The 25,970-nt window shown below is 70.8% G+C and carries 23 protein-coding genes; 17 read left to right on the forward strand and 6 right to left on the reverse strand.

Annotation, left to right across the window (positions count from 1 at the left end; translation table 11 throughout):
- The first annotated feature begins 92 nt into the window (after nt 1–92).
- The 8 genes from Pth03_RS07335 to tsaD all read left to right on the forward strand — a co-directional run bounded on the left by Pth03_RS07335 (nt 93) and on the right by tsaD (nt 7,312).
- Entirely contained in the window at nt 93–617 is a 525-nt protein-coding gene (locus Pth03_RS07335; protein ID WP_203943371.1) for a PadR family transcriptional regulator, read from the forward strand.
- A complete protein-coding gene (locus Pth03_RS07340) occupies nt 614–1,309 on the forward strand; it encodes an ABC transporter ATP-binding protein (RefSeq protein ID WP_203943372.1) in 696 nt (231 codons plus the stop codon). The genes Pth03_RS07335 and Pth03_RS07340 overlap by 4 nt, the downstream gene beginning before the upstream one ends.
- Entirely contained in the window at nt 1,306–3,630 is a 2,325-nt protein-coding gene (locus Pth03_RS07345) for an ABC transporter permease (RefSeq protein ID WP_203943373.1), read from the forward strand. The genes Pth03_RS07340 and Pth03_RS07345 overlap by 4 nt, the downstream gene beginning before the upstream one ends.
- A gap of 151 nt (nt 3,631–3,781) precedes the next feature.
- Entirely contained in the window at nt 3,782–4,414 is a 633-nt protein-coding gene (locus tag Pth03_RS07350) for a hypothetical protein (RefSeq protein ID WP_203943374.1), read from the forward strand.
- Nucleotides 4,415–4,416: 2 nt separating this feature from the next.
- Nucleotides 4,417–4,971 carry a class F sortase gene (locus Pth03_RS07355; RefSeq protein WP_203943375.1) on the forward strand — a complete coding sequence of 185 codons (555 nt, stop codon included), beginning with the start codon at nt 4,417–4,419 and terminating at the stop codon, nt 4,969–4,971.
- Between the two features lie 79 nt (nt 4,972–5,050).
- On the forward strand, nt 5,051–5,773 hold the full coding sequence (tsaB, locus tag Pth03_RS07360) for a tRNA (adenosine(37)-N6)-threonylcarbamoyltransferase complex dimerization subunit type 1 TsaB (protein WP_203943376.1): 723 nt from the start codon (nt 5,051–5,053) through the stop codon (nt 5,771–5,773).
- A gap of 34 nt (nt 5,774–5,807) precedes the next feature.
- Nucleotides 5,808–6,260, forward strand: a complete 453-nt coding sequence (gene rimI / locus Pth03_RS07365) for a ribosomal protein S18-alanine N-acetyltransferase (protein ID WP_203943377.1) — start codon at nt 5,808–5,810, stop codon at nt 6,258–6,260.
- Nucleotides 6,261–6,274: 14 nt separating this feature from the next.
- Nucleotides 6,275–7,312 carry a tRNA (adenosine(37)-N6)-threonylcarbamoyltransferase complex transferase subunit TsaD gene (tsaD, locus tag Pth03_RS07370; protein ID WP_203943378.1) on the forward strand — a complete coding sequence of 346 codons (1,038 nt, stop codon included), beginning with the start codon at nt 6,275–6,277 and terminating at the stop codon, nt 7,310–7,312.
- A 51-nt stretch (nt 7,313–7,363) separates the two neighbouring features.
- On the opposite strand, the gene Pth03_RS07375 is transcribed toward tsaD, so the two are convergent.
- Both Pth03_RS07375 and Pth03_RS07380 read right to left on the reverse strand, forming a co-directional pair.
- Nucleotides 7,364–8,176, reverse strand: a complete 813-nt coding sequence (locus Pth03_RS07375) for a hypothetical protein (RefSeq protein WP_203943379.1) — start codon at nt 8,174–8,176, stop codon at nt 7,364–7,366.
- Nucleotides 8,177–8,339: 163 nt separating this feature from the next.
- Complete coding sequence (locus Pth03_RS07380) at nt 8,340–9,530, reverse strand: class I SAM-dependent methyltransferase (protein WP_203943380.1); 1,191 nt, start codon at nt 9,528–9,530, stop codon at nt 8,340–8,342.
- 272 nt (nt 9,531–9,802) lie between these two features.
- Between Pth03_RS07380 and groES the strand changes: the two genes are divergently transcribed.
- From groES to Pth03_RS07400, 4 genes are all read left to right on the forward strand, one after another.
- On the forward strand, nt 9,803–10,114 hold the full coding sequence (groES, locus tag Pth03_RS07385; RefSeq protein ID WP_055482820.1) for a co-chaperone GroES: 312 nt from the start codon (nt 9,803–9,805) through the stop codon (nt 10,112–10,114).
- Between the two features lie 70 nt (nt 10,115–10,184).
- Nucleotides 10,185–11,804 carry a chaperonin GroEL gene (gene groL / locus Pth03_RS07390; RefSeq protein WP_203943381.1) on the forward strand — a complete coding sequence of 540 codons (1,620 nt, stop codon included), beginning with the start codon at nt 10,185–10,187 and terminating at the stop codon, nt 11,802–11,804.
- A gap of 238 nt (nt 11,805–12,042) precedes the next feature.
- Entirely contained in the window at nt 12,043–12,669 is a 627-nt protein-coding gene (locus Pth03_RS07395) for a sigma-70 family RNA polymerase sigma factor (RefSeq protein ID WP_203943382.1), read from the forward strand.
- Nucleotides 12,666–12,887, forward strand: a complete 222-nt coding sequence (locus Pth03_RS07400; protein WP_203943383.1) for a hypothetical protein — start codon at nt 12,666–12,668, stop codon at nt 12,885–12,887. Before Pth03_RS07395 ends, Pth03_RS07400 begins: the two co-directional genes overlap by 4 nt.
- On the opposite strand, the gene Pth03_RS07405 is transcribed toward Pth03_RS07400, so the two are convergent.
- On the reverse strand, nt 12,848–13,225 hold the full coding sequence (locus Pth03_RS07405; RefSeq protein WP_203943384.1) for a DUF5319 domain-containing protein: 378 nt from the start codon (nt 13,223–13,225) through the stop codon (nt 12,848–12,850). The two genes, Pth03_RS07400 and Pth03_RS07405, sit on opposite strands and share 40 nt — an antisense overlap.
- Nucleotides 13,226–13,330: 105 nt before the next feature.
- Entirely contained in the window at nt 13,331–14,326 is a 996-nt protein-coding gene (locus Pth03_RS07410) for a helix-turn-helix transcriptional regulator (RefSeq protein ID WP_203943385.1), read from the reverse strand.
- A gap of 526 nt (nt 14,327–14,852) precedes the next feature.
- Here Pth03_RS07410 and guaB point away from each other — a divergent pair.
- Together guaB and Pth03_RS07420 are read left to right on the forward strand one after the other, a co-directional pair.
- A complete protein-coding gene (gene guaB, locus Pth03_RS07415; RefSeq protein ID WP_275413049.1) occupies nt 14,853–16,334 on the forward strand; it encodes an IMP dehydrogenase in 1,482 nt (493 codons plus the stop codon).
- A gap of 68 nt (nt 16,335–16,402) precedes the next feature.
- Complete coding sequence (locus Pth03_RS07420; RefSeq protein ID WP_203943387.1) at nt 16,403–17,521, forward strand: GuaB3 family IMP dehydrogenase-related protein; 1,119 nt, start codon at nt 16,403–16,405, stop codon at nt 17,519–17,521.
- 36 nt (nt 17,522–17,557) lie between these two features.
- On the opposite strand, the gene nagA is transcribed toward Pth03_RS07420, so the two are convergent.
- Complete coding sequence (gene nagA / locus Pth03_RS07425) at nt 17,558–18,694, reverse strand: N-acetylglucosamine-6-phosphate deacetylase (RefSeq protein ID WP_203943388.1); 1,137 nt, start codon at nt 18,692–18,694, stop codon at nt 17,558–17,560.
- 179 nt (nt 18,695–18,873) lie between these two features.
- Here nagA and Pth03_RS07430 point away from each other — a divergent pair, with 179 nt between their 5' ends.
- Nucleotides 18,874–20,616, forward strand: a complete 1,743-nt coding sequence (locus Pth03_RS07430; RefSeq protein WP_239118829.1) for a glycerol-3-phosphate dehydrogenase/oxidase — start codon at nt 18,874–18,876, stop codon at nt 20,614–20,616.
- Between the two features lie 4 nt (nt 20,617–20,620).
- Here Pth03_RS07430 and Pth03_RS07435 read toward each other — a convergent pair whose 3' ends face one another.
- Nucleotides 20,621–22,597 (reverse strand): beta-propeller domain-containing protein, encoded by a 1,977-nt coding sequence (locus tag Pth03_RS07435; protein ID WP_203943389.1) that lies wholly within the window; start codon nt 22,595–22,597, stop codon nt 20,621–20,623.
- 110 nt (nt 22,598–22,707) lie between these two features.
- On the opposite strand from Pth03_RS07435, the gene Pth03_RS07440 reads away from it, so the two are divergent.
- Together Pth03_RS07440 and Pth03_RS07445 are read left to right on the forward strand one after the other, a co-directional pair.
- Nucleotides 22,708–24,255 (forward strand): succinic semialdehyde dehydrogenase, encoded by a 1,548-nt coding sequence (locus Pth03_RS07440; protein WP_203943390.1) that lies wholly within the window; start codon nt 22,708–22,710, stop codon nt 24,253–24,255.
- A gap of 10 nt (nt 24,256–24,265) precedes the next feature.
- Nucleotides 24,266–25,936, forward strand: a complete 1,671-nt coding sequence (locus Pth03_RS07445; RefSeq protein ID WP_203943391.1) for an FAD-dependent oxidoreductase — start codon at nt 24,266–24,268, stop codon at nt 25,934–25,936.
- Nucleotides 25,937–25,970: the final 34 nt, after the last annotated feature.

Genomic DNA, 25,970 nt, shown 5'->3' on the forward strand with positions numbered 1-25,970 from the left:
CTTCTCTTCGCACGTCTCCTCATTCGAGCAGTGAAGAACCACACGTCAGATCGTACACACGGCATGTATACATCGTGTGTATATTCTCTGGCATGTCGATTGGACAGACTTTCCTCGGCCTCCTCGAGTCCGGACCGCGTCATGGCTACGACCTGAAGAAGACGTACGACGACCGGTTCGGCCATGCCCGCCCCCTGCACTACGGTCAGGTCTACGCCACGCTCTCGCGGCTGCTGAAAGACGGCCTCGTCGAACTCGACGGCGTCGAGCCAGGTGAAGGCCCGGAGCGCAAGCGGTACGCCGTCACCTCCGCCGGAGTGAGCGACGTCGAGCTGTGGCTGGCGAGCGCGGAGAAGCCCGAGCCGTATCTGCAGAACACCCTCTACACCAAGGTGATCCTGGCCCTGCTCACGGGCCGGTCCGCCGCCGACCTGCTCGACGTGCAGCGGGCCGAGCACCTCCGGTTGATGCGGGAGCTCACCCGGCGCAAGGCAGGCGGCGACCTCGCTGACAACCTCGTCTGTGACCACGCGCTGTTCCACCTCGACGCCGACCTGCGCTGGCTGGAGCTGACCGCGGCCCGGCTCGATGACCTCCGCAGGCAGGTGCGGGCATGACCGGGCAGCCGTTACTGGAGGCCGACGGCCTGCACAAGGCGTTCGGTCCGACGAAGGCGCTCGACGGCGCCTCGATCGCCATCCGGGCCGGTGAGATCGTCGCCATCATGGGGCCGTCGGGATCGGGCAAGTCAACCCTGCTGCACTGCCTCGCCGGCATCGTCCGGCCCGACTCCGGTCACGTGCGTTATCAGGGCGCCGAGATCTCGGCGTTGTCCGACGGGGAACGCAGTGCGTTGCGCCGCACCCAGTTCGGCTTCGTCTTCCAGTTCGGTCAGCTGGTGCCGGAGCTGACCTGCCTGGAGAACATCGCGCTCCCGCTGCGCATGGAGGGGGTCCGCCGCCGTGAGGCCGAGGCCCGGGCCGCCGAGTGGCTGGATCGTCTCGACCTCGCCGACGTGGGGCGGAAACGGCCGGGGGAGGTCTCAGGAGGTCAGGGCCAGCGGGTCGCCGTGGCCCGTGCGCTCGTCACGCGGCCACGTGCGGTGTTCGCCGACGAGCCGACCGGCGCCCTCGACTCCCTCAACGGTGAACGGGTGATGCGACTGCTGACCGAGGCGGCCCGCGAGACGGGCGCGGCCGTGGTGCTGGTGACCCACGAAGCGCGGGTCGCCGGATACTCCGATCGTGAAATCGTCGTGCGCGACGGCCGCACCCGCGACATCGCGCGGGAAATGGAGGGGGCGCTGTGAGCGTCGGCCGGGGCCGGGCGTCCGCCTCGCGCGACGTGCTGCTGGGTATGCGGTTCGCCTTCGCCGGCGGCCGCGACGGCTGGACCCGCACCGTTCTCACCGCGGTGGGCGTGGGGATCGGCGTCGCTCTGCTCCTGCTTGCCGCCGCGGTGCCGGGCGCGTTGCAGGCCCGCCAGGAACGCACCGCCGCCCGCAGCGACCTGCGGTTGGGGGAGCAGATCCCGGCGGCGGCCGACACCATGCTGGTGGCGCAGGCCGACACCCTATTCCGCCATACGCCGGTGCACGGGCGTCTCCTGCACCCCGAAGGTCCGCGGGCCCCGATCCCGCCCGGACTCACGGCCGTTCCCCGGCCCGGCGAGGTCGTGGTTTCGCCGGCGCTGAGGGAACTGCTCGACTCGCCGGACGGACGTCTGTTCGCCCCACGCCTCGACGGCGCCCGGGTGACCGGGACGATCCGGCAGGAAGGCCTGTCCGGCCCGGGTGAGCTGGCCTTCTACCGCGGCGTCGACGCCCTGCCCGCCGACGAGGTCACCAGGCTGCGAACCTTCGGCGACAGCCCTTCCTCGGAGGGGCTGGGGACGGTGCTCACCATCCTCGTCGTGATCATCATCGTCGTGCTGTTGCTGCCCATCGCGGTCTTCCTGGCCGCGGCCGTACGGTTCGGAAGCGAGAGCCGTGACCGGCGGATGGCGGCCCTCCGGCTGATCGGCGCCGACCGCCGGATGACCCGCCTGATGGCGGCAGGCGAGACGATGGCCGGCGCCTGCCTCGGGCTCGTGGTCGGCGGTGTGCTGTTCCTCGTCGGCCGCCAGGTCGCGCCGATGGTCTCACTCTGGGACATCAGCGTCTACGCGTCGGACGTACGGCCGAGCCTTCCGCTTGTCGCCGTCATCGTGCTGGCCGTACCGGCGATGTCGGTGGCGGTGAGCGTGATCGCACTGCGAGGGGTGGCGATCGAGCCGCTGGGAGTGACCCGGCGCGCGACTCCGCCGCGGCGCAGGCTCTGGTGGCGGCTGGTCCTGCCCGGGATCGGCCTGGCGCTTCTCGTCCCACTGGTCGGCGGTCTACCCGAGACCATGGGCGGCGTCGTTCAATACCAGGTCGCGGCGGGGGCCGTCCTGTTGCTGATCGGCGCGGTCACCGTGCTCCCCTGGGTGATCGAGCTGGTCGTGCGCCCCTTGGGCGGAGGCCCTGTCGGCTGGCAGCTCGCCGTCCGGCGGCTGCAGCTCGACAGTGCCATGTCGGCGCGCCTGGTCAACGGGATCGCGGTCGCGGTCGCCGGCGCCATCGCCCTGCAGATGCTCTTCGCGGCCGCGCAGAAGGAGTCGACCGTTCAGACCCGGCAGGACCCATCCCGGGCGCAGGCGCAGATCCGCACCCACGACCCGGCGTCGGCGGGACTGATCGCGGTGAGGCTGCGCGCCACACCGGGGGTGACCCGCGCCACCGAGACGCTGGTCGGCGGCGTGTCCGCCGAGCCGCATGCCGGAGCGGCCGGGCAGGATCCCGTCTTCGCCTTGTTGCAGGTGGGCGATTGCGCCGCGCTGGCGGAGTACGCGGCCCTGGGATCATGCGCCGGCGGTGACGTCTTCATCGCACGGGCGACGCCCGTCGACCCGGCCGCGCAGGAGGCCATCCGCCCCGGCGCCACAGTCACGGTCGGAGAGGGCGGGCCACGGTGGAAGGTGCCGGGCGACGCCCGGCAGGTCCCCGCGCGCAAGGACCCCTCCGGGGTCTACCAAGACGTCATCCTCGCCACGCCGGGTGCCATCGACGCGAGGGCCATGCCGAGGTTGATCGCGAACACGTTCGTCAGCGTCGACCCGGGCGATCCCGACGCGATGGAGCGGGTCAGGAACGTGGTGGCGCAGCTCGATCCCGTCGGGACGGTCGCGACTCTGGCGGCCAGTGAGACCGTAGGCAGGTTCGACGGCATCCGTCGCGGCCTTTACGTGGGCGTCATGGTGACGCTCCTGCTGATCGGGGCCAGCATGCTGGTGGGAACCGTGGAACAGTTGCGCGACCGGCGCCGGCTGCTCGCCATGCTCGTCGCGGTCGGCACGCGGCGCAGCGCGCTGAGCTGGTCGGTGCTCTGGCAGACGTTCATACCGGTCATGATCGGTATCGTCCTCGCAGTCGTCTTCGGGCTGGGGCTCGGCGTCGCTCTGCTGAGGATGGTGTCGGTGCCCGTGTCGATCGACTGGGCGGCGGTCGCGATCTCGGCGGGCATCGGCGCGGCCGTGGTCCTGCTGGTGACCGCGTCGAGCCTGCCGACGCTGTGGCGGCTCACCCGGCCGGAGGGCCTGCGCATGGAGTGATCCCAAGGACGCGCACGGAGCGCGTCCGAGCCGGGACAGTAACCCCCTTGTCACCTCGACACGGCTGCGGATCATCCCGAAAAGAAGATCCTTAGTCATGGATTGGCATAGATTTTCTGGGTAAATGACCCGGCGTGGGAGAGGTGGGCCAGTGACCAGGGTGACGCAGGCCGCCGTCGCGGGCGCTTTGTTCTTCGGCGCGCTCGGCTGCACGGCTCAGGCCCAGACCGACTCTCCGAGCGCTTCGATCACGCTGAGCCCCGGGCTGCCGACTCCGTCGGTCACGATCTCCCGGCAGGACATCCACGTCGAGGTCGAGCCCGCGACCGTCACGGGGGGCGCCACCAGGAACGTGCGGATCACGGCCCGGTGCCCGTTGCCGCAGGGCGGCCCCGAATACCGCGCGACCGCCCGCTCCGACGGGTTCACCCGGCTGGTCTCGCTCGTGCCCCCGGTGACGACCCCTTCACCGTCGGGCGAGCCCGCCGTACCGGAGCTGACCGGCAGCGCCACCGTCCGCGCGGACGCGAAGCCGGGAGGTTACAAGGTCCAGGTGCGCTGCGAGGCCACCAACGACATCGGCAGCGCGTCCTACCGGGTCAGGGCTCCCGAGACGGAGCCCACGCGCATCCCCACCCGGGCGCCGCACGCCGGGGGCGGCGGTACGGCGGCTGACGGCCCGTCCGACGACTCCGGACTGCCCGTGGGCGTCTCGGTCGCCGTCGTCGTGCTGGGCCTGGCCGGGATCGGCGTCTACGCTGCGCGCAGGCGTTCGGGAGCCTGACCTTGGCGGTTTCGTCCCGGTGGGTGCTTGTGGCCGGGATCGTCACCGGGCTCGCGCTGTTCGCGGCGAACGGCGACCCCGCGCCGCAACGATCCGTCAAGCGCCCGGATCCCGTCGTGCCCAAGCGCATCGACATTCCGTCGCTGAGCCTGAAGGCCCCGCTCATGAAGCTCGGGCTCGACTCGGCCGGCGACGTGCAGCTTCCGCCGTTCGACAAACCTTCGACCGCAGGGTGGTACACGGGCAGTGCGGTGCCCGGCGACCCCGGGGCCTCCGTGATCATCGGGCACGTCGACACCAAGTCGGCCCCCGCGGTGTTCTACCGGCTGCGCGACCTCCGCAAGGGGGCGTTGGTCAAGGTGGTGCGGAGCGACGGCAAGACGGCCGACTACCGCGTCGACTCGGTCGAGCGCATCCCCAAGACCAAGTTCCCCGCCGAGCGCGTCTACACGGAAGACGGGCTGCGGTTGATCACGTGTGGCGGCTCGTTCGACTGGGCGCACCATCAGTACCGCGACAACGTCATCGTCTACGCCTCGTTCACGGGGGAGACCTGACGCATCGACGCCGGGCCACCGGGCCCGGTCGTGTGAGCCCGGTCATGCCGCCCCGGCACTGCGGCTACCCTTGACTTTCGTGCTTGTCTTGGCCTTCGACACCGCAACTCCCGCCGTCACGGCCGCCCTGCACGACGGGGGCCGCGTGCTGGCCGAGTCGACGACGATCGACGCCCGCCGGCACGGAGAGCTCCTCGCGCCCGCGGTCGAGCGGGTCCTGCGTGAGGCCGGCGTGACGCTGCGCGACCTCACCGCGATCGTCGCCGGCACCGGCCCCGGGCCGTACACGGGACTCCGGGTCGGCCTCATGACCGCGACCGCGCTCGCCACCACCGCCGGGGTCCCGGCCTTCGGCGTGTGCACGCTCGACGCCCTCGCCTACGCCACGGAGCTGCCCGGCCCCTTCCTGGTCGCGACCGACGCGCGCCGCAAGGAGGTCTTCTGGGCGAGGTACGGCGACCCCCGTACGCGTCTCGACGGCCCCAGGGTGGACAAGCCGCACGACCTGCCCGGCGAGCTTCCCGTGGTCGGAGCCGGCGGCCGCATGTACGCCGACATCGTGGGGCCCGGCCGCATCAGCGGTCCCGAGCACCCCTCTGCCGGGGCGCTGGCGGCGCTGGCGGCCGAGCGGCTTGCTCCGCTGTCGGCCGAGGAGGCCGCTGAGCTCGCCCGGGTGCCCGAGGGCCGGGTCGATTCGGTGGAGAAGGCGCAGGAGCTGAGCGTGCTGGGGCCGCCCCGGCCGATCTACCTGCGCCGCCCGGACGCCCAGGTGCCCGGCGCGCCCAAGAAGGTGACCGCGTGACCGTGCGAGGCCCGAGGCCGTCGGGGGCCCGGCGATGACGACGGTCAAGGTCCGCCAGATGACCATGGACGACCTCCCCGTGGTCATGGAGATCGAGCGCACCACGTTCCCTTCCGACGCGTGGAGCGAGTCCATGATGCGCGGCGAACTGGGCGACCAGCCCCGTACCCGGCACTATGTGGTCGCCTGCGTCGGTGACGAGATCGTCGGGTACGGCGGGCTGGCGGCGGCCGCCGACCAGGCGGACATCCAGACGATCGCCGTCCTGGCCGGGCACCGCAGAGCCGGCGTCGGAGCCGCACTGATGGACACGCTGCTCGCCGAGGCGGTGCGCCGCGGCGCGGAGGCCGTGTTCCTCGAAGTGCGCGCGGACAACGGTCCCGCCCAGGCCATGTACGACCGGTTCGGCTTCGAACGGCTCGGCCTGCGCAGGCGCTACTACGACGACGGAACCGACGCCATCACGATGGTGAAGAAACTCAACTGAGCGAGGGGATGATCATGACCGGGCGCGACGAGCCGATCGTCCTGGGGATCGAGACGTCCTGCGACGAGACGGGCGTGGGCATCGTCCGCGGTCACACGCTGCTCGCGGATACGATCGCCTCCAGCATGGAGGAGCACGCCAGATACGGCGGAGTGGTGCCCGAGGTCGCCTCACGCGCCCACCTGGAGGCGATGACCCCGACGGTCGAGAGTGCGCTCGCCAAGGCCGGCCTGCGCTTCTCCGACATCGACGCCGTCGCCGTCACCGCGGGCCCCGGCCTCGCCGGGGCGCTTCTGGTCGGCGTCGCCGCCGCCAAGGCCTACGCCCTCGGGCTCGGTGTGCCGCTCTACGGGGTGAACCACCTGGCCGCGCACGTGGCCGTCGACCAGCTCGAACACGGCCCGCTCCCCAAGCCCGCCATCGCGCTGCTGGTCTCCGGAGGCCACTCCTCGCTGCTGCTCGTGCCCGACGTCGCCCAGGAGGTCGTCTCGCTGGGGTCGACCGTGGACGACGCGGCGGGCGAGGCGTTCGACAAGGTGGCCCGCGTGCTCGGCCTGCCGTTCCCCGGCGGGCCGCACATCGACAGGGCCGCCCGCGAGGGCTCGGGCGCGGCCGTCGCCTTCCCGCGGGGGAAGTACGACGACGGCACGCTCGACTTCTCCTTCTCCGGCCTGAAGACCGCGGTCGCCCGCTGGGTGGAGGCACGCCAGGCGGCAGGGGAGACCGTGTCGGTCCCCGACGTCGCCGCGTCGTTCCAGGAGGCGGTCGTGGACGTGCTCACCCGCAAGGCCCTGCAGGCGTGCGCACGGCACGGCGTGGAGGACCTGCTGATCGGCGGCGGTGTGGCCGCCAACTCGCGCCTGCGCGCCCTGGCCCAGGAGCGGTGCGACGCGGCGGGCGTACGGCTGCGCGTGCCTCGGCCGGGGTTGTGCACGGACAACGGCGCGATGGTGGCCGCACTCGGGTCGGAGCTGGTCGCCGCCGGCGTCGCGCCCTCCACCCTGGAGATCCCGGCCGACTCGTCTCTTCCGATCACGGCCGTGCACGTCTGATCCTTCGGCCCCGGCGCGGCCTGCCGTAAGGGGTGGCGTCAGTCGGCGGGGTCAGTCGGCGGCGGAACGTGCGGGGCGGAGCAGGGCCTCGGCCAGGGCGAGCATGGTCTCCTCCAGCGCGGCCAGCCGCCGGGCCAGGTCCGCGTGGACGGGCTCCACGACCTGGCCTGCCGCACCGGACACGGCGTCCGCCAGCTCGTCGCGGTCGGGCCTGCTTCTGATCGCGTCGAGCAGCGGCGCGATCGAGCTCGCGGCGGCGGTCATGTCCTCGCCCAGTTCGGCGACGGCCGCACGCAGGCCGCTGGTGTCGAGCTCCGCGGCCAGCCCGCCCACTCGTGCGTCCAGGCAGCCCACACGCTCGTCCACGGCCCCCAGCCGCTCGATGACCGCGCCCTCCATGCGCTCGGCCCGCTGTGCGAGCTCGGCAAGGGCCTTGTCGAGCCGGGTGAAGCGTACGGCGGCGGCCTCCATGCCGGCGTGGATCTGCCCGACCCTCTGACTGAGGGCGGTGACCTGGCCGGTGAGATCCTGCGTCTGCGACCCCGCGGCGTCCATGCGCTCCCTGAGGGCCTCCACATGGCGGGCCAGGTCCTCGGCCCAGGCGGGCGGGCGGGAGGCCAGGTCGTCGAGCCGTCCCACGACCGTCTCGACGGCGCCGCTCAGGCCGCCGAGCTCGCGTTCGCGCACCTCCCGCAGCAGCCACTCCATGCCCTCCAGGCGCTGCTGGATCTCGTCGAGCACGGCTCCCTGCGTGCGCTGCTCGTAGACGTGGTCCTGAGCCGCGCGGGCCAGCAGCTCCCGCATCCGGTCGGAGATGGCGGTCTGGCTGCCCGCCTGGAGGAGGGTGTGGCTGGAATGGTCCACCGGAAGCTCCTTCACTCGCCGACGCGGTGGTATCGGCCCGGTCTCGAGGAAATGAACGAACGTGGGAAACAGAACGTCCGGCCAACTGTAGGCCCTGAACGGCATGCCTTCCGGGTGGACAGTAAAAGGTCGCAATTCTCGATGAATTGCCCGAATTGGCCTGTCAGTGCTGCTCAGAATGGTCGCAAAGGAGCGCGTACGGCCGGTCGCCGACACGGGTGAGAACGACGACGGCCGAATTCTCTCCGGAAAGCCGGAGGTCCTTTCTGAGCCGTTCCACATCGACCGCCGAACCGCGTTTCTTGATCGTGGCGTTCCCGATTCTCCGGTCTCTGAGCGCACCCCGCAGGCGCTTGAGCGAGAACGGCATGACCTCGCTGACCTCGTAGCGCGACGCCCATTCCGTGGAAGCCGGGTGGTCGGCGGTGATGTAGGCGATCTGCGGGTCGATCAGGCGGCCCCCGACCATCGCGGCCACCTCGGCCACCAGGTGCGCCCGGATCGCGGCGCCGTCGGGCTCGTAGAGGTATCGGCCGATCGGCCCGATCTCGGCTTCGGCTCCGGACGGCGTGAGCGTCGCACCCGAGGGCAACATCGTCGCGCGCCGCCCGTGCGCCGCCGTGCCGATCCAGATGGCCGCCTCCTTGACCTCCCTCCGGTGGGAGATCCACTCGGCCTCCGCGCCGCCGGGTACGAGCTCGTGAGGGATGCCGGGGGCCACCTTGACGCAGGCCGCCGGCGCCCGCCCGGCCAGATCCAGTACGGCGGGCCACGTTGGGGAGTAGGCCATCGGATCGAAGATCCGCCCCCTGGCGCCCCGGCGTGCGGGATCGGCGAAGAGCAGGTCGTACCCCGACGGGTCGGTCTCCACCGCGTCGGCCGTACGGATCCGGGCCCGGCCGGTCAGGCCCAGGGCGGACACGTTGGCGGCGGCGACCTCCGCGGTCAGCGGGTCGAGGTCGACCGCGTCGACGGCGAACCCCGCCCGGGCGAGCGCGACGACGTCGCCGCCGATCCCGCAGCACACGTCCAGCACGCGGGGAGCCGCGGCCGGCCCCCCCAGCAGCCGCTGGGCCCGGGCGGCGCGGTGTTCCGCGACGGGCGAACGCGTGGCCTGTTCGAGCCCCTGCGGGGTGAAATACATCACGGGCGCGTCCGCGCCGAACTTCGCCTCCGCGCGGGCCCGCAGGGCGGCCTGGGTGAGCGCCGCCGAGGTCAGGGCCGGCGAGTGATCGCGGCGCAGCCGGGTCGCGGCCGTGACCGGGTCGGTTCCTGCGGCGACGAGTTCCATGGCCTCGGCCAGGGCCTTCTGCCCGGCCGGTTCGAGCAGGTCGCGAAAAGCGTCGAGGTCCACGTCTCCCGACGGTAGCGCCTCGCCGTACGGGCGGTGGACGGCTCACGTCCGCGTGGGAACCGGGCCCGCGGGGCCCGGCCATGGGCCGGAAGGCGAGATGACCTGCGGCGTGGGTTCGTGTTGACTGTCACGGCCCCCTTGCATACTGTTTCGTGTTGGCACTCGGCTAGTGAGAGTGCCAATACGCGACGAGGCAGGTCTGACACCCGCGACGGCAGGCCGCTGGTCGCCTCTTCAGCTCATTCATCGCAATCTGAAGGGGAGGTCCGATCGTGACGACCGCCACTAAGGTTCCCGTTAAGCCGCTTGGTGACCGCATCGTGGTCCAGCCGCTCGAGGCTGAGCAGACCACCGCCTCCGGTCTGGTCATCCCGGACACCGCCAAGGAGAAGCCGCAGGAGGGCAAGGTCCTCGCTGTCGGCCCCGGCAACTGGGACGAGGACGGCGAGAAGCGGATTCCGCTCGACGTCAAGGAGGGCGACGTGGTCCTCTACAGCAAGTACGGCGGCACCGAGGTCAAGTACGGCGGCGAAGAGTACCTGGTGCTCTCGGCCCGCGACGTGCTCGCCATCATCGAGAAGTAAGCCGCGCCCAACATGAGGAGCCCCGGGACGTTCGCGCCCGGGGCTCCCGTGTGCTCATAAGGAGACGTGAATGCCCAAGATCCTGCAGTTCGAGGAGGACGCGCGGCGCGCTCTTGAGCGTGGCGTGAACGCCCTCGCGGACGCCGTCAAGGTGACCCTCGGCCCGCGTGGCCGCAACGTGGTCATCGACAAGAAGTTCGGCGCCCCGACCATCACCAACGACGGCGTGACCATCGCCCGCGAGGTCGAGCTCGAGGCGCCGTACGAGAACCTCGGCGCGCAGCTCGCCAAGGAAGTCGCCACCAAGACCAACGACGTGGCCGGTGACGGCACCACGACCGCGACGGTCCTGGCTCAGGCGATGGTCCGCGAGGGCCTGCGCAACGTGGCCGCCGGCGCCCAGCCGCTGGGCCTGAAGCGCGGTATCGACAAGGCCGCCAAGGCTGTCAGCGACCGGCTGCTCGAGAGCGCCCGCCACGTCGAGGACAAGCAGGAGATCGCCAACGTCGCGACCATCTCCGCGCAGGACGCCAAGATCGGCGAGCTGATCGCCGAGGCGTTCGACAAGGTCGGCAAGGACGGTGTCATCACCGTCGAAGAGTCCAACGCCATGGGCCTGGAGCTGGAGTTCACCGAGGGCCTCCAGTTCGACAAGGGTTACCTGTCGCACTACATGGTGACCGACCAGGACCGTATGGAGTCCGTGCTCGAGGACCCCTACATCCTGATCACCCAGAGCAAGATCTCCTCCATCGCGGACTTCCTGCCGCTGCTGGAGAAGATCGCGCAGACCAAGAAGCAGCTGCTGGTCATCGCCGAGGACGTCGAGGGCGAGGCCCTGGCCGTTCTGGTGACCAACAAGATCCGCGGCACCTTCACCTCGGTCGCCGTCAAGGCGCCCGGCTTCGGTGACCGCCGCAAGGCCATGCTGCAGGACATCGCGATCCTCACCGGCGGCCAGGTCGTCAGCGAGGAGATCGGCCTCAAGCTGGAGCACGTCGGCCTCGAGGTGCTCGGCACCGCCCGCCGCGTGGTCGTCACCAAGGACACGACGACCGTCGTCGACGGCGCCGGCGAGGCTTCGGCCATCGAGGACCGCATCCGCGAGATCAAGCTCGCCATCGAGCAGTCGGACTCCGACTGGGACCGTGAGAAGCTCCAGGAGCGGCTCGCCAAGCTGTCCGGCGGCGTCTCCGTGCTCAAGGTAGGCGCGGCCACCGAGGTGGAGCTCAAGGAGAAGAAGCACCGCCTCGAGGACGCGATCTCCGCGACCCGCGCCGCGATCGAGGAGGGCATCGTCTCCGGCGGTGGCTCCGCGCTCGTGCACGTGTCGAAGGACCTCGACGACCTCGGCCTGGTCGGCGACGAGGCCACCGGTGTCTCGATCGTCCGCAAGGCGCTGATCGAGCCGGCCCGGTGGATCGCCGAGAACGCCGGGCTGGAGGGCTACGTCGTCACCTACAAGATCGCTGAGCTGAAGGCCGGTGAGGGCCTCAACGCCGCGACCGGGGAGTACGGCGACCTGGTGGCTCAGGGCGTCATCGACCCGGTGAAGGTGACCCGGTCGGCCGTGCAGAACGCCGCGTCCATCGCGGGCATGCTGCTGACGACCGAGGCTCTCGTGGTCGACAAGCCCGAGGACGAGGAGCCCGCCGCCGCGGGCGGCCACGGGCACGGCCACGGCCACTGACGGCTGTCCCTGCCCGGGCGTCGCTTCGGAAAATGAGTACGGCTCCCGCCTCACTGAGGCGGGAGCCGTACTTCTTTATAGAAGTCAGGCCCTCTGACAAATTTTCGATGATTTCGACCATTTGGTTGGAATGTTCCAACACTATTGTGTTCGGCTGATTACAGCTGGTTATCGCCGCGTCAATGTGACCAATCCGTAGCCGTCCACCATGGGGACATGCACGATCGTGGCGGGCATCATGCCTAACGTGACCGAGGGATGCGTCGCCGACGCCGCAACTGGGGTAAGGCTTGCGACGAGATCGGATGAGTCCGACCTCAGGGAACTGACCAGCCTTGCCGTACAAGGGGATCGCACCGCGATCGAGTCGCTTCTGGGGCATCTGCGCCCGATGGTGGTGCGTTATTGCCGAACCCGGCTCGGCAGAGTCGCCGGTCATTACCACATCGCGGACGACGTGGCACAAGAAGTGTGCATAGCCGTCCTTTCCGCGTTACCGCGTTATCGGGATATAGGGCGGCCGTTCGCGTCGTTCGTGTTCGGGATCGCCTCCCACAAGGTGGCGGACGCGTTGCGCAGTTCCGTCCGCGCCGCCGTGCCGACTCCGGACCTGCCGGACGGGCCCGACGAGGGGCCGGGCCCGGAGGAGACCGTGGTGCGCTACATCGAGGCGCAACACGCCCGCGATCTGCTGTCGCGCCTGCCGGACGCCCAGCGGGAGCTCCTCATCCTGCGGGTGGTCTCGGGTCTTTCCGCCGAGGAGACCGGTAATGTACTCGGCATGTCACCAGGTGCCGTACGGGTCGCCCAGCATCGCGCCCTCGCCAGACTCAGGCAGCTGGCCGAGCTGGAGTCGATTGCGTGACCACGAGACGTCGTCGTCGGCCGGCACGCTTCCTCGGGGCGTTCGACGACGCCGACGTGGAGAGCGACGTAGAGCGCACCGACATGATCCTTGAGGCTCTGGCCCGGCGCGAGCCGGTGGCCTCAGGGGCCGACGCCGCGATCCGGCTGCTCGGAGCGCTCATCGCCGACGTCGACAGTCAGCGGCTCTCCTCGGTGTCGATCACACCGTCCACGTAGCCCCTGGCGTACTCCCAGCTGACGTAGTCGGAGGGATCGGGCTGGAAAGCAGGCTCGTGGACCTGCGGGCGGCCGTTGTCGATCATCTGGCGGAGGTTCCCGCGCAGGAGATCCCAGTCGAAGTAATGCTGCTCGCCACATTCCGGGCAGTCGAGGACCAGCCCGAGCACTCCCTGCGGCTCAAGCAGGGATCGGAAGACCTCCACGTCGGCGAGATCCGTCAGCGCCTCGTCCCGCTCGGCGAGGCTGAGCGGCTCGGGGTCGTCCGGCTCACCCATCTCCGACGCGGGGTCGTTGGGGTCGTCCGCGAACGGGTCGCGGGGGACGTCTTCCAGCACGCATCCCACCTTATGGCCAGGACGCACCATGACGTGTGAAAGTGGACCCCATCTGCTTATTGGGGCGTCATGACGTCCGTACGGCCAGGCGTTTCACCAGCGTGATCACAACCAGCCGCGGCGTGCGGCCTCCACGCCCGCGTGGAACCGCGACTGGGCCCCCAGCTCGGCCATCGCGTCGGCGAACCTGGCGCGGACGGTCCGCACGGAAACGCCGAGACGGCGGGCTATGCCCTCGTCGCTGAGCCCCTGCGCGGCGAGCCTGAGCACCTGGACGGCGCCGTTTCCGCTCGCGAAGGGCGAGGCCCGCGACCACAGCTCCTCGAACAGGGCGCGCAGCGCGGCCACGACGATCGGGGCCCGGACGAGGTAGCAGTTGTAGCCGTGCTCGGGCAGCGAGTCTCCCCATTCGGCCGGCAGCCCCGCGGTGTCGTCGCCCAGGGCGAAGAACCAGCTCGGCACCTTGTCGAGGGTGCGGATTCGTGCGCCGGCCTCGGTGAGCCTGACGCACTCCTGGCGGATCCCGGGGATCTCCAGCACGGACACGGGGATGACGGCCCGCGAGTACATGAGGCCGTCCCTCATCGCCTGGATCCAGGGGCCGGTGTACTTCTCGACGAACTCGCCCATCGTGCGCCGGTCGGGGATCGCGGAGATCAGGTCGGCCGGCGGGGCCTGGAGGGCCAGCCCGACGATGCTCTCGTACAGCTCGTCGGCCCCGCTGACGAGATCGACGGAGAACTGCCCGTTCTGGTAGTCGCGCCCGGCGTCGTAGTGGTGGGTGAGCGGGGCGACCGAGGCCAGGGCCTCGTCGAGCTGCCTGCTCTCCCTGGCCAGCCGGTCGAGGCGTTCGGCCACCAGCCTGCCGATGGCCGCGGCGGGGTGCTTGGCGAGGTACACCCCTTGCTGCTCGTCCACCGTGCCGAGCCGTACGAGGCGGGTGAGCCGGTCGAGCACGTCGTCGGCGGGCTGGCCGACGGCCTCGGCGATCTCGGCGAGGCTCGCGCGGTGCAGCCGCAGGACCACGGTGTAGAGGTCGCGATGCTCCTGGCCGAGGCCGAGCATTTCGAGGGGGTCGCCGGAGTTGCGGGTGGTCCTCATGGCTCGCTCCGTTGGTGGTCTCGCCCCGCTGTGCGGATGAACCGGCGCCCCGCGAACCGGCGCCCCGCGAACCGGCGGGCGCGTGTCGCCGCGCCGCACGCCCGCACAGGACCGTGTCGTCCTCGCGTCCTCACCGGACGGTGCCCTCCCGCTTTTCTGCTGTGGCCCTCGCGTCGCGAGAATAGCCGCGCATTCCTCCGGCGTGCCGGGGGTTCCGGCATTCGGCGCGTCCGGGAGCCGGCGGATGCAACTTTGTGCAATTGCATGTTGCGACATTGCGCTTAGACGGATCGTGACGCATCCTTGACTCAGCGTTAGCGGAAGGGCGTGTCTCGGGCGCGGAGGGGGGCTCGATGGCGTGACCCCGCGACGCCGCACATGTGGGGGGACCGCGCGCCGGTCCCCCCACCTTTTTGTCCGTGCCCCCGGCGACGGGCTCCGGCGGGAACCGCGGAAGCTCGCCTGAAGGGGGCCACTAGACTGACCTCGGGGTCTGGCGACAACCTGCCAGGCAGGAGGGTTGGAGATGGCCAAGTTCACCGAACAGGGGCTCACGTTCGATGACGTGCTGCTCGTTCCCGCCTATTCGGATCTGCAGCCGGGAGACGCGGACACGACGACGCGCCTGTCGCGCGACATCACGCTGCGGATCCCGCTGATCTCGGCGGCGATGGACACGGTCACCGAGGCCAGGATGGCCGTCGCGATGGCCCGCCAGGGCGGCATCGGCATCCTGCACCGCAACCTCTCGATCGAGGAGCAGGCGGGCCAGGTCGACCTCGTCAAGCGCTCCGAGGCGGGCATGGTGACCAATCCCGTGACCTGTGCTCCCGACGACACCCTCGCCGACGTCGAACAGCTGTGCGCCACCTACCGGATCTCCGGCGTGCCCGTCACCGACGCGGACGGCGTGCTCGTCGGCATCGTGACCAACCGCGACATGCGTTTCGAGACCGACCAGGCAAGGCCGGTCCACGAGGTCATGACCCGCATGCCGCTGGTGACCGCCCCCGCCGGGGTCTCCCGCGACGAGGCGTTCCGGCTGCTCCGCCAGAACAAGGTGGAGAAGCTGCCGATCGTGGACGAGGCCGGCCGCCTGCAGGGCCTGATCACGGTCAAGGACTTCACCAAGAGCGAGCAGTATCCGCTGGCCACCAAGGACGCGAGCGGGCGCCTGATGGTCGGCGCCGCGATCGGCGTCGGCAGCGACGCCGAGATCCGCGCCAAGGCACTGATCGAGGCCGGGGTCGACGTGGTGGTCGTGGACGTGGCCCACGGCCACTCCAAGGGCCTGGCCGAGATGATCGCCAAGATCAAGACCAACAGCAAGGTGCAGGTCATCGGCGGCAACATCGCCACCAGGGCCGGCGCGCAGATGCTGGTCGACGCGGGTGCCGACGCCGTCAAGGTGGGTGTCGGGCCGGGCTCGATCTGCACCACCAGGGTCGTGGCGGGTGTGGGTGCGCCGCAGCTCACCGCGATCTACGAGGCGTCCCTGGCCTGCGGGCCCGCGAACATCCCGGTCATCGGGGACGGCGGCCTGCAGTACTCGGGGGACATCGCCAAGGCGCTCGCCGCCGGCGCGGACACGGTCATGCTGGGCTCGCTGCTCGCGGGATGCGAGGAGTCGCCCGGCGAGCTGATCTTCATCAACGGCAAGCAGTTCAAGTCCTACCGCGGCATGGGCTCGCTCGGCGCGGTACGCAACCGCGAGCGGGGCGGCGCCTCCTTCAGCAAGGACCGCTACGCCCAGGCCGACGTCTCCAGCGAGGACAAGTACATCCCCGAGGGCATCGAGGGCCAGGTTCCCTACCGCGGCCCCGTCGCCGCCGTGGCCCACCAGCTGGTCGGCGGCCTGCGCCAGGGCATGTGGTACACCGGCTCCCGCACGGTCGCCGAGATGCACGAGAAGGCGCAGCTCATGCCCATCACGGCGGCGGGCCTCAAGGAGAGCCACCCGCACGACATCCAGATGACGGTCGAGTCGCCGAACTACCACCGCCGCTAGGGCACCACCAGGTACGGCTCTCGCGATCGCGGGAGCCGTACGCAGATGAACGGGAAAGAGCAGACGAGATGACTCAGGTGGAGATCGGGCGCGGCAAGACCGGGCGTCGTGCGTACGCGCTGGACGAGATCGGCATCGTGCCCTCCCGGCGCACCCGTGACCCCGAGGAGGTCTCGATCTCCTGGCAGATCGACGCCTACCGGTTCGAGCTGCCCCTCGTGGTCAGCCCGATGGACAGCGTCGTGTCGCCGAAGACCGCGATCGAGATCGGCAGACTGGGCGGGCTCGCGGTGCTCGACCTCGAAGGCCTGTGGACCCGGTACGACGACCCCACGCCGCTGCTGGAGGAGGTGGCGACCCTCGACCAGGCCGCCGCCACCCGCCGGCTCCAGGAGATCTACACGGCCCCGATCAAGGACGAGCTGATCGCCCGCCGCATCGAGGAGATCCGGGCGGCCGGGGTGACCACGGCCGTACGGCTGTCGCCGCAGCGCACGGTGCAGCACCACAAGGCCGTGATCGACGCCGGAGTGGACATCTTCGTCATCCGCGGGACCACGGTCTCGGCCGAGCACGTGTCGGGCCGGGCCGAGCCGCTCAACCTCAAGCAGTTCATCTACGAGCTGGACGTGCCCGTCATCGTGGGCGGCTGCGCCACCTACACCGCCGCGTTGCACCTCATGCGGACCGGCGCTGCGGGTGTGCTCGTCGGCTTCGGCGGCGGCGCCTCGCACACCACCCGCAACGTCCTCGGCGTGGTCGTCCCGATGGCCACGGCGATCTCCGACGTGGCCGCCGCCCGCCGCGACTACATGGACGAGTCGGGCGGCCGTTACGTCCACGTCATCGCCGACGGCGGCATGGGCGGCTCCGGCGACATCGCCAAGGCGATCGCGTGCGGCGCCGACGCGGTCATGGTCGGCTCGCCTCTGGCGCGGGCGGCCGAGGCCCCCGGGCGCGGGTTCCACTGGGGGTCGGAGGCCCACCACCCCGACCTGCCGCGCGGCCGGCGCGTCGAGTTCGGCACGATCGGGACGCTGGAGCAGATCCTCCACGGCCCGTCGTCGGTGGCCGACGGCTCGATGAACCTCATGGGCGCGCTGCGCCGGACCATGGCCACGGCGGGCTACTCCGACCTCAAGGAGTTCCAGCGCGTCGAGGTGGTCGTCGCACCGCCGCAGCCCTGATCACGGGGAACGGAGTCCGCCGTGGAACCCGCGTGGTCACGCGGGTTCCCGCACCCAGGCCCCCCGCTTCATGACGCCGGCGAGCCGCAGGTCGTCGTCGAGCACGACGAGATCGGCGTGCTTGCCGACGGCGATCGAGCCGATCTCCGCGTCGAGGCCGAGCACCCGGGCGGGCGTGAGCGAGGTCATCGCGGCGGCCTCGGTGAGTGAGGCGCCCATCTCCGTGACGGTCCTGCGGAACGCGACGTCCATGGTCAGGGTGCTGCCGGCGATCGTGCCGCCCTCGGCCAGCCGGGCCACGCCGTTCTCGACGTCGACGGTCATCGGCCCCAGCGGGTAACGGCCGTCGCCCATCCCGGCCGCCGCCATCGCATCGGTGATCATCGCCGTACGGCCCGGCCCCGCCTCGTGCGCGGCGAGGCGCAACATCGCCGCGTGCACGTGCACGCCGTCGTTGACCAGTTCGACCGTGACCCGCTCGTCCTGCATCAGCGCCGCCACGGGCCCGGGGGCGCGGTGGCCGAGGGGCGGCATCGCGTTGTAGAGATGGGTGGCCACGGTGGCACCGGCCTCGATGCCCGCGATGGTCTGCTCGTAGGTGGCGTCGCTGTGGCCGAGCGCCGCGATGACGCCCTCACCCGCGGCCTCCCTGATGACGTCGAGGGCGCCCGGAAGCTCGGCCGCGATGGTCAGCATGCGCACGTGGCCACGCCCGGCGGCGACCAGGGCCCTGAACTCGTCCCGGTCGGGTTCGCGCAGCAGCGCCGGGTCGTGCGCGCCGCAGCGGGCCTTGGAGATGTACGGCCCCTCGAAGTGGATGCCGGCGAGCAGGCCCTGCTCGCACAGGTCCGCGAGGGCGGAGGCCGTACGGGCCAGGGTGGCGGGCGAGGCGGTGACGAGGCTGGCCATCGTGGTCGTGGTGCCGTGGCCGAGGTGGAAGGAGGCGACCGCGGCTGCCGTCTCCGGGTCGCCGTCGGGGTAGGAGGCGCCCGCGCCGCCGTGACTGTGGACGTCGACGAACCCGGGGACGAGGGTGCGGCCGCCTAGGGACAGGCCGTTGCCGGGGGCGCGGCCCCGGCCGACGTGGGTGATTCGGCCGTCTTCGATGGTCAGCCAGCCGTCGTGGGTTCCTTCCGGCGTCACGAGGCGGACATCCGAGACAGTGAGGCTCATGCGCCCATCTTTTCGTCCGGGAGGCGGTATCGCGGATCGGGGGGCGGTTCATGGCGAACCCCCTGGTACCGGGGCCTCCATCAAGATCATTTGGAGAGTGGGGCAGAGTTAGGATTTGCTGGTCGGCAGCAGCGGGTAGAAGAAGATCGCCACGGCGAAAGCCGTACAGAGGGAGCCCTATGACGGCGCGTATGGGCACGGCGCGGCTCGGTCCCGAAGAGCGTTCCGCCGCCCTGAACATGATGGAGTCGCACGAGCTCGACGTCGTCGTGATCGGCGGCGGCGTGGTCGGTGCGGGCGTCGCCCTGGACGCATCGACGCGGGGCCTGTCGGTGGGGCTCGTCGAGGCGCGGGACTTCGCCTCCGGGACCTCGTCGCGATCGTCCAAGCTCATCCACGGCGGGCTGCGTTATCTGGAGCAGCTCAATTTCGACCTGGTGCGCGAAGCCCTGAGGGAGCGCTCCCTGCTGCTCCAGCGGATCGCGCCGCACCTGGTCAAGCCCGTGCCGTTCCTGTTCCCTCTGACCCACGCCGCCTGGGAGCGGCCGTACATCGGGGCGGGGCTGGCGCTCTACGACACGCTGGGCTTCTCGTTCGGCTTCAGCCGGGGGATGCCGGGCCACCGGCACCTGTCGCGGCGGCGGGCGCTGCGGATCGCCCCCGCGCTCAAGCGGTCGGCGTTCACCGGCGCCGTGCAGTACTGGGACGCCGGGGTGGACGACGCGCGTTACGTGATGACCATGCTCAGGACGGCCGCGACGTACGGCGCCCATGTGGCCTCCCGGGCCCAGGCCGTCGGCCTGCTCAGAGAGGGCGAGCGCGTCACCGGCGTCCGGGTGCGCGACCTGGAGTCGGGCGCCGAGTTCGACGTGCGGGCCCGCCAGGTCGTCAACGCGACCGGGGTGTGGACCGACGAGATCCAGGAACTCGTCGGCGGGCGCGGGCAGATCCACGTCAAGGCGTCCAAGGGCATCCACCTCGTGGTGCCGCGCGACCGCATCCACTCGCTGACCGGGATCATCATGCGGACCGAGAAGTCGGTGCTGTTCGTCATCCCCTGGGGGCGGCACTGGATCATCGGCACCACCGACACCGAGTGGACGCTCGACAAGGCGCACCCAGCCGCCTCCCGGGCAGACATCGACTACCTGCTGGACCACGTCAACTCGGTGCTGTCCGTACCGCTGACCAGGGACGACGTGGAGGGCGTGTACGCCGGGCTGCGGCCGTTGCTCGCCGGGGAATCGGAGGAGACCTCCAAGTTGTCGCGCGAGCACGTGGTGGCGCACCCCGTGCCGGGGCTCGTCATGGTCGCCGGAGGCAAGTTCACGACCTACCGGGTGATGGCCGCCGACGCGGTCGACGCCGTCGCGCACGGCCTGGACCAGCGTGTGCCGGAGTCGTGCACCGACCAGGTGCCCCTGGCGGGGGCGGAGGGCTACCGGGCGCTGTGGAACTCGCGCCACCGGCTCGCCCGCGCGTCCGGCCTGCACGTGGCGAGGATCGAGCACCTGCTTCAGCGGTACGGGTCCATGATCGACGAAGTGCTCGAGCTCGTGGAGCGGGATCCGTCCCTGGGCCGGCCGCTGTCCGGGGCCGACGACTACCTGCGCGCCGAGATCGTCTACGCGGCCACCCACGAGGGCGCCCGCCACCTCAACGACACGCTGACCCGGCGGACCCGCATCTCCATCGAGACCTTCCACCGTGGCGCCGCCGTCGCCCGGGAGGCGGCCGAGCTCATGGCCGGGCCGCTCGGCTGGGACGCTGAGCAGGTCAAGCGGGAGGTGGAGTATTTCACCAAGCGGGTCGAGGCAGAGCGCGCCTCGCAGGAGCAGGACACCGACAGGGAGGCCGACGCGATCCGACTCGGTGCTCCCGAGATCGTCCCCGTCGCCCTCCCTGATCGTGACACCGTCTGATCGATCAGTTGAACGGGATCCACGCGCGGTCGGCGAGGCCGGCCGCGTCGCTGACCTTGAGTCCCGCGTCGGACAGGGTCCAGATGGTGTCCCCGATGACGACACAGCGGCGGATGCCCGGGTCGCCGGGAACGAAGCCGTTTACGGTCCTGCGCGGGCTCGGGTGGCTGATCATGCCGACCTTGCCGATCCGCGCGTCGCTCACGTTGAGCACGAGCGCCCGGCTGCCCGTGATGACGTCGTTCTTCCAGCTCTGGAGGGGCACCATCGCCAGGCCCGACTGCGGCCAGTAGAGGAAGGCGTGCGGATCCCACTCGGCCTCTGAAGCCGACTTCTCCTCGTGGAACCGGGACAGGATCCGCGGGCTCGCCGGGTCGCTCACGTCGAACAACGAGACCTGCGTGCCGAGCGCCTGGCCCTTCGCACTGGCCTCCTGGCCGACGCCGAGCAGCCGTCCTTCGCCCGCAGGGTGGAGGTACGCCGAGTAGCCGGAGATCTTCAGCTCGCCGGTGACCTTGGGATCGGTCGGGTTACGCAGGTCCAGCGCGTACAACGGGTCGGTCTGCCTGAAGGTCACCACGTAGCCGAGGTCGCCCATGAAGCGCACCGCGTAGATCCGCTCGCCCTTGCCCAGCCCGGTCACCGACCCCACCTGGGCCAGGGTGCTCGCGTCGAGCACGTAGACGCCGCTCTCGCCGCCCCCGGCGGGCGCGCCGACGTTCGCGGCCTCCGACGTGGTGGCCACCCTCAGGTTGCCCTTGTCCTCCGACAGGGAGTACTGGTTCAGCAGCCGTCCGGGCACCGAGCCCGAGCCCGTGTACCGGGGCGCTCCCGGGGCGCCGATGTCGAACCTGTGCACCTCGGTGCGCTCCGGCGGCGTGCTCGGCGTGGGGTCGGGCTCGCGCGGGCTCCCGTCGGCCGGGGTCGGCAGGGCCACGTCGTCGATCAGCATCGGCCGGAACCACCAGCGCGGGTTGCTGGTCACGTAGAGGCTGGTCGCCGTGCCGTACACGGTGTCACCGTCGGCGGCCACGGTGATCGGGGAATCGGAGGCGAACGCCTGGTCGGCGGCCAGGTCGATCGTGTGGACGGTGACCATGGACGCGCCGCTGAACTCGGCCGGATGGCTGACCTGCTCGCACTTGACGGTCTCGGCCCGAGTCTGACCGCCGGACTCGATCTCGTAGCCGGGCAGCCAGGCTTCGACGGGGGACTTGAGGACGGCCTCCTGGTTTCGCCGCAGCAGTTGGGCCTCGGTCATGTCGGGTTTCGGCGGAGGGAGAGTGATATTCGGCTGCGACCGCACCACGACCCGTACGGTCGAGCCCACCTGGCGCGCGTCGATCTGCGCACCCTCGGCGGTCATCGTGCCGAGCGCCCTGGGCGAGCCGGACAGGTCGACCAGGACGTAACGCGGTCCTGAGGGGCCCGGCCGCACCTTGGCGACGGCGCCCAGCGGGACGATGCCTCCGGAGCCCTCGAACAGCACGAGCGCGCGGTCGCCCGAGATCAGCAGGTCGGCCTCGGCCCAGGCCTGGTCCTTCGGGACGAGGCGCAGCGTCCCGGTCACCTTCCGGGTCGCGACGTCGACGACGCGCAGCACGCCCTGGCTGACCGTGACGAGCCGCCGGCCGTCGGTCTTGACCAGGTCGGGCTCGTCGACCCCGGCCTCCTGCACGTTCGTGGTGGAGTACGACTGGTCGGGTACGGCCTGCTCTTTGGCCGCCGTCGATGGGAGAGCGCCCGAGGCGGCCAGCGCCCGGGCGTCCATGACGCCGCCGAGGCCCCACGCGGTCACGCTCTTGGCGGCCGCCCGGCGGATGCCGGCCAGCATGTCGTCGCAGCTCGTGTAGGAGACGAGGGTGACCTTCCCGGTCAGGTCGACGCTCCTGGGAGCCTGAGCCGCGCGGCTTCCCGTGCACGCCGAGGCGAGGAGCCCGGCGAGGGCGATGACGCCTGCCGTACGAATCGATGGCTTCATGTCCCTAGGACGTATCGCGGCGGGCGTCGGTTCGAGGGCTGTTGGCGATGGCAAGAAGGTTCCTTTACCAATCAGTAGCTTTAGCCGGATCGCCGGAATATTCTTCGGCCATGATTCGGACCCTCGACACCGCCATGGTCGACCGGCTTCTCGCGCACGTCACGTCAGAGGGCAAGACCCGGCAGGTCACGGCGCCGTTCACGGGGGAGCCGCTCGCCGAGGTGCCCGTCTCGACCGCCGAGGACGTCCAGGCCGCGTACGGCAAGGCCGGGGCGGCGCAGAAGACGTGGGCCGCGCTGGACGTCAGGGAGCGCGTCAAGCCGTTCCTGCGGCTCCACGACGCCATCATCGACCGGCGCGCCGAGATCCTCGACATCGTGCAGGTGGAGACCGGGAAGGCCCGCAGGCACGCGCTGGAAGAGGTGCTCGACGTCGCCGGGTCCACGCTCTACTACGCCAGACGGGCGGCCGGGCTGCTTGAGTCCCACCGCAGGCGGGGGCTGTTCCCGGTCGCGACCCGGGTCGCCGAGGTGCGCCACCCCAAGGGGACCGTCGCGGTGATCAGCCCGTGGAACTACCCTCTGGTCCTGGGCGTGACCGACGTCGTCCCCGCGCTGATCGCGGGCAACGCCGTCGTCCACAAGCCCGACACGCAGACGTCCCTGTCGACGCTGTGGACGATCGACCTGCTCGTGTCGCTGGGCATGCCCCGTGACATCTGGCAGGTCGTGCTGGGCGACCCCGAAGACGTCGGGGACGCCCTGATCGAGGGGGCCGACTACGTGGCCTTCACCGGGTCGACCAACGGCGGCAGGAAGATCGCCGAGGCGGCGGCGCGGCGGCTGATCGGCTGCTCGCTGGAGCTCGGCGGCAAGAATCCCATGATCGTGCTGGACGACGCCGACCTCGACCGGGCCGCCCAAGGCGCGATCAGGGCCTGCTTCACCAACGCGGGCCAGCTGTGCATCTCGATCGAGCGGATCTACGTGCAGGACGGCGTCGCCGACGCCTTCCGCGACAAGTTCGTCCACGTGGTGGAGAACATGAAGCTGGCCGCCGATCACGACTGGGACACCCAGATGGGCTCGCTCACCAGCCGGCGGCAGCTCGAGGCGGTGACCGCCCACGTCGCCGACGCCGTGGCCAAGGGTGCGAAGGTGCTCACCGGCGGCCGGGCCCGGCCCGATCTCGGCCCGTTCTTCTACGAGCCGACCATCCTCGACGGCGTCACCGAGGACATGGACGTGTGCCGCGCCGAGACCTTCGGTCCCGTCGTCGCGCTCTACCGCTTCTCCACCGAGGACGAGGCCGCCGGCAAGGCCAACGAGTCTTCGTACGGGCTGAACGCCTCGATCTGGACGCGCGACGCGGGGAGGGCGCGCCGGCTCGCCACCCGTGTCAAGGCCGGCACCGTCAACGTCAACGAGGGGTACGGCTCGGCCTGGGGCTCCTACGACGCCCCCATGGGCGGCATGAAGGCGTCCGGGCTCGGCAGGCGCCACGGGGCCGAGGGCCTGCTGCGGTACACCGACGTCCAGACGGTGGCCGCCCAGGCGTCCTGGCTCGGCTTCGAGCCCATGCTGGGGATGTCGTACGAGACCTACGCAGACACCCTCGCCACGGCGCTCAAGCTGATGAAGCGGCTCCACCTCAAGTAGGGGCGAGACCATGGACTACGACGTGGTCGTCATCGGGTCGGGGTTCGGCGGCAGCGTGACGGCGTTGCGGCTGACCGAGAAGGGCTACACGGTCGGCGTCATGGAGGCCGGTCGGCGATTCGAGGACGGCGCGCTGCCCAAGACGTCGTGGCGGGTCAGGGACTTCCTGTGGGCTCCTGCGCTCGGCCTGAAGGGCATCCAGCGCATCCACGTGCTGCGAGGCGGCAGCGGGGTCATGGTCCTCGCGGGGGCGGGCGTCGGCGGCGGCTCCCTCGTCTACGCCAACACGCTCTACGAGCCGCTCGCCCCCTTCTTCGCCGACCCCCAGTGGCGGCACATCACCGACTGGAAGGCCGAGCTCGCGCCGTACTACGACCAGGCACGGCGCATGCTGGGCGTCACCGTGAATCCGACGACGACGCCCGCCGACGAGGTCATGCGCAAGGTGGCCGAGCGCATGGGCGTGGGCGGCACCTTCCGTCTCGCCCCCGTCGGGGTGTTCTTCGGCGCCCCCGGCGTCGAGGTGGACGATCCGTACTTCGGCGGGGCCGGGCCGCGCAGGCGGGGCTGCGTCGAGTGCGGCGAGTGCATGACGGGCTGCCGCCATGGTGCCAAGAACACGCTGGTCAAGAACTACCTGCACCTTGCGGAGCGAGCCGGCGCGACCGTCCATGCCGAGACCACGGTCACGGGCGTGCGGCCGGTCGGCGGCGGCTATGAGATCACGGTCAGGCGGACCGGGCCGCTGGGCAGAACCCGGTCCTACACCGCGGCCCAGGTCGTCTTCGCCGCCGGCACGTACGGCACGCAGCAGCTGCTCCACCGGCTCAGGGCGACCACGCTGCCCGCGATCTCCCCCCGGCTCGGGGCACTGACCAGGACGAACTCCGAGGCGTTGCTCGGTTTCGAGCGGGTCAGGGCGAAGGGGGACAAGCTCAACCGCGGCGTGGCGATCACCTCGTCGATCCACCCCGACGCGCAGACGCACATCGAGCCCGTAAGGTACGGCGACGGCTCCAACGCGATGGGAATGCTCCGCACACTTCTCGTGGACGGAGGCGGGCGAGCCCCCCGCTGGCTCAAGTTCCTCGGCGCGGCGCTGCGCCGGCCGCATCTCGTGCCGCGGATCTTCAACCACCGGAGGTGGTCGGAGCGTGCGATCATCGCCCTGGTCATGCAGGCCAAGGACAACTCGGTGACGACCTCGCTGCGGGGGAGCCGGCTGCGGGCCGACCCCGGCCACGGGGAGCCCAACCCCACGTGGATCCCGGCCGGGCACGAGGCCGTACGGCTGGCTGCGGAGGAGATCGGCGGCGTCCCTGGCGGGTCGTGGCTGGACCTGTTCGACATTCCGGCGACCGCCCACTTCCTCGGCGGATGCGTGATCGGCGACTCTCCCGAGACGGGCGTGATCGACGCCTATCACCGGGTCTACGGGTACGAGGGGCTGCACATCGTGGACGGCTCGGCCGTCTCGGCCAACCTGGGGGTCAATCCCTCGCTCACGATCACCGCGCAGGCCGAGCGGGCGATGGCCCTGTGGCCCAACAAGGGCGATGCGGACCCTCGTCCGGTGATAGGGGCGCCTTACGTGCGGCTTACGCCGGTCGTCCCGCGGCGTCCCGTCGTGCCCGCCTCGGCGCCCGGGGCGCTGCGGCTGCCGATCGTGGACATCACCTAGCCTTTCCACGGGTGACGCGTGCGGGCCGGCCTGG

Origin of the sequence: Planotetraspora thailandica, from assembly GCF_016863335.1 — a bacterium.
In the GTDB taxonomy this organism is placed as follows: Bacteria; Actinomycetota; Actinomycetes; order Streptosporangiales; family Streptosporangiaceae; genus Planotetraspora; species Planotetraspora thailandica.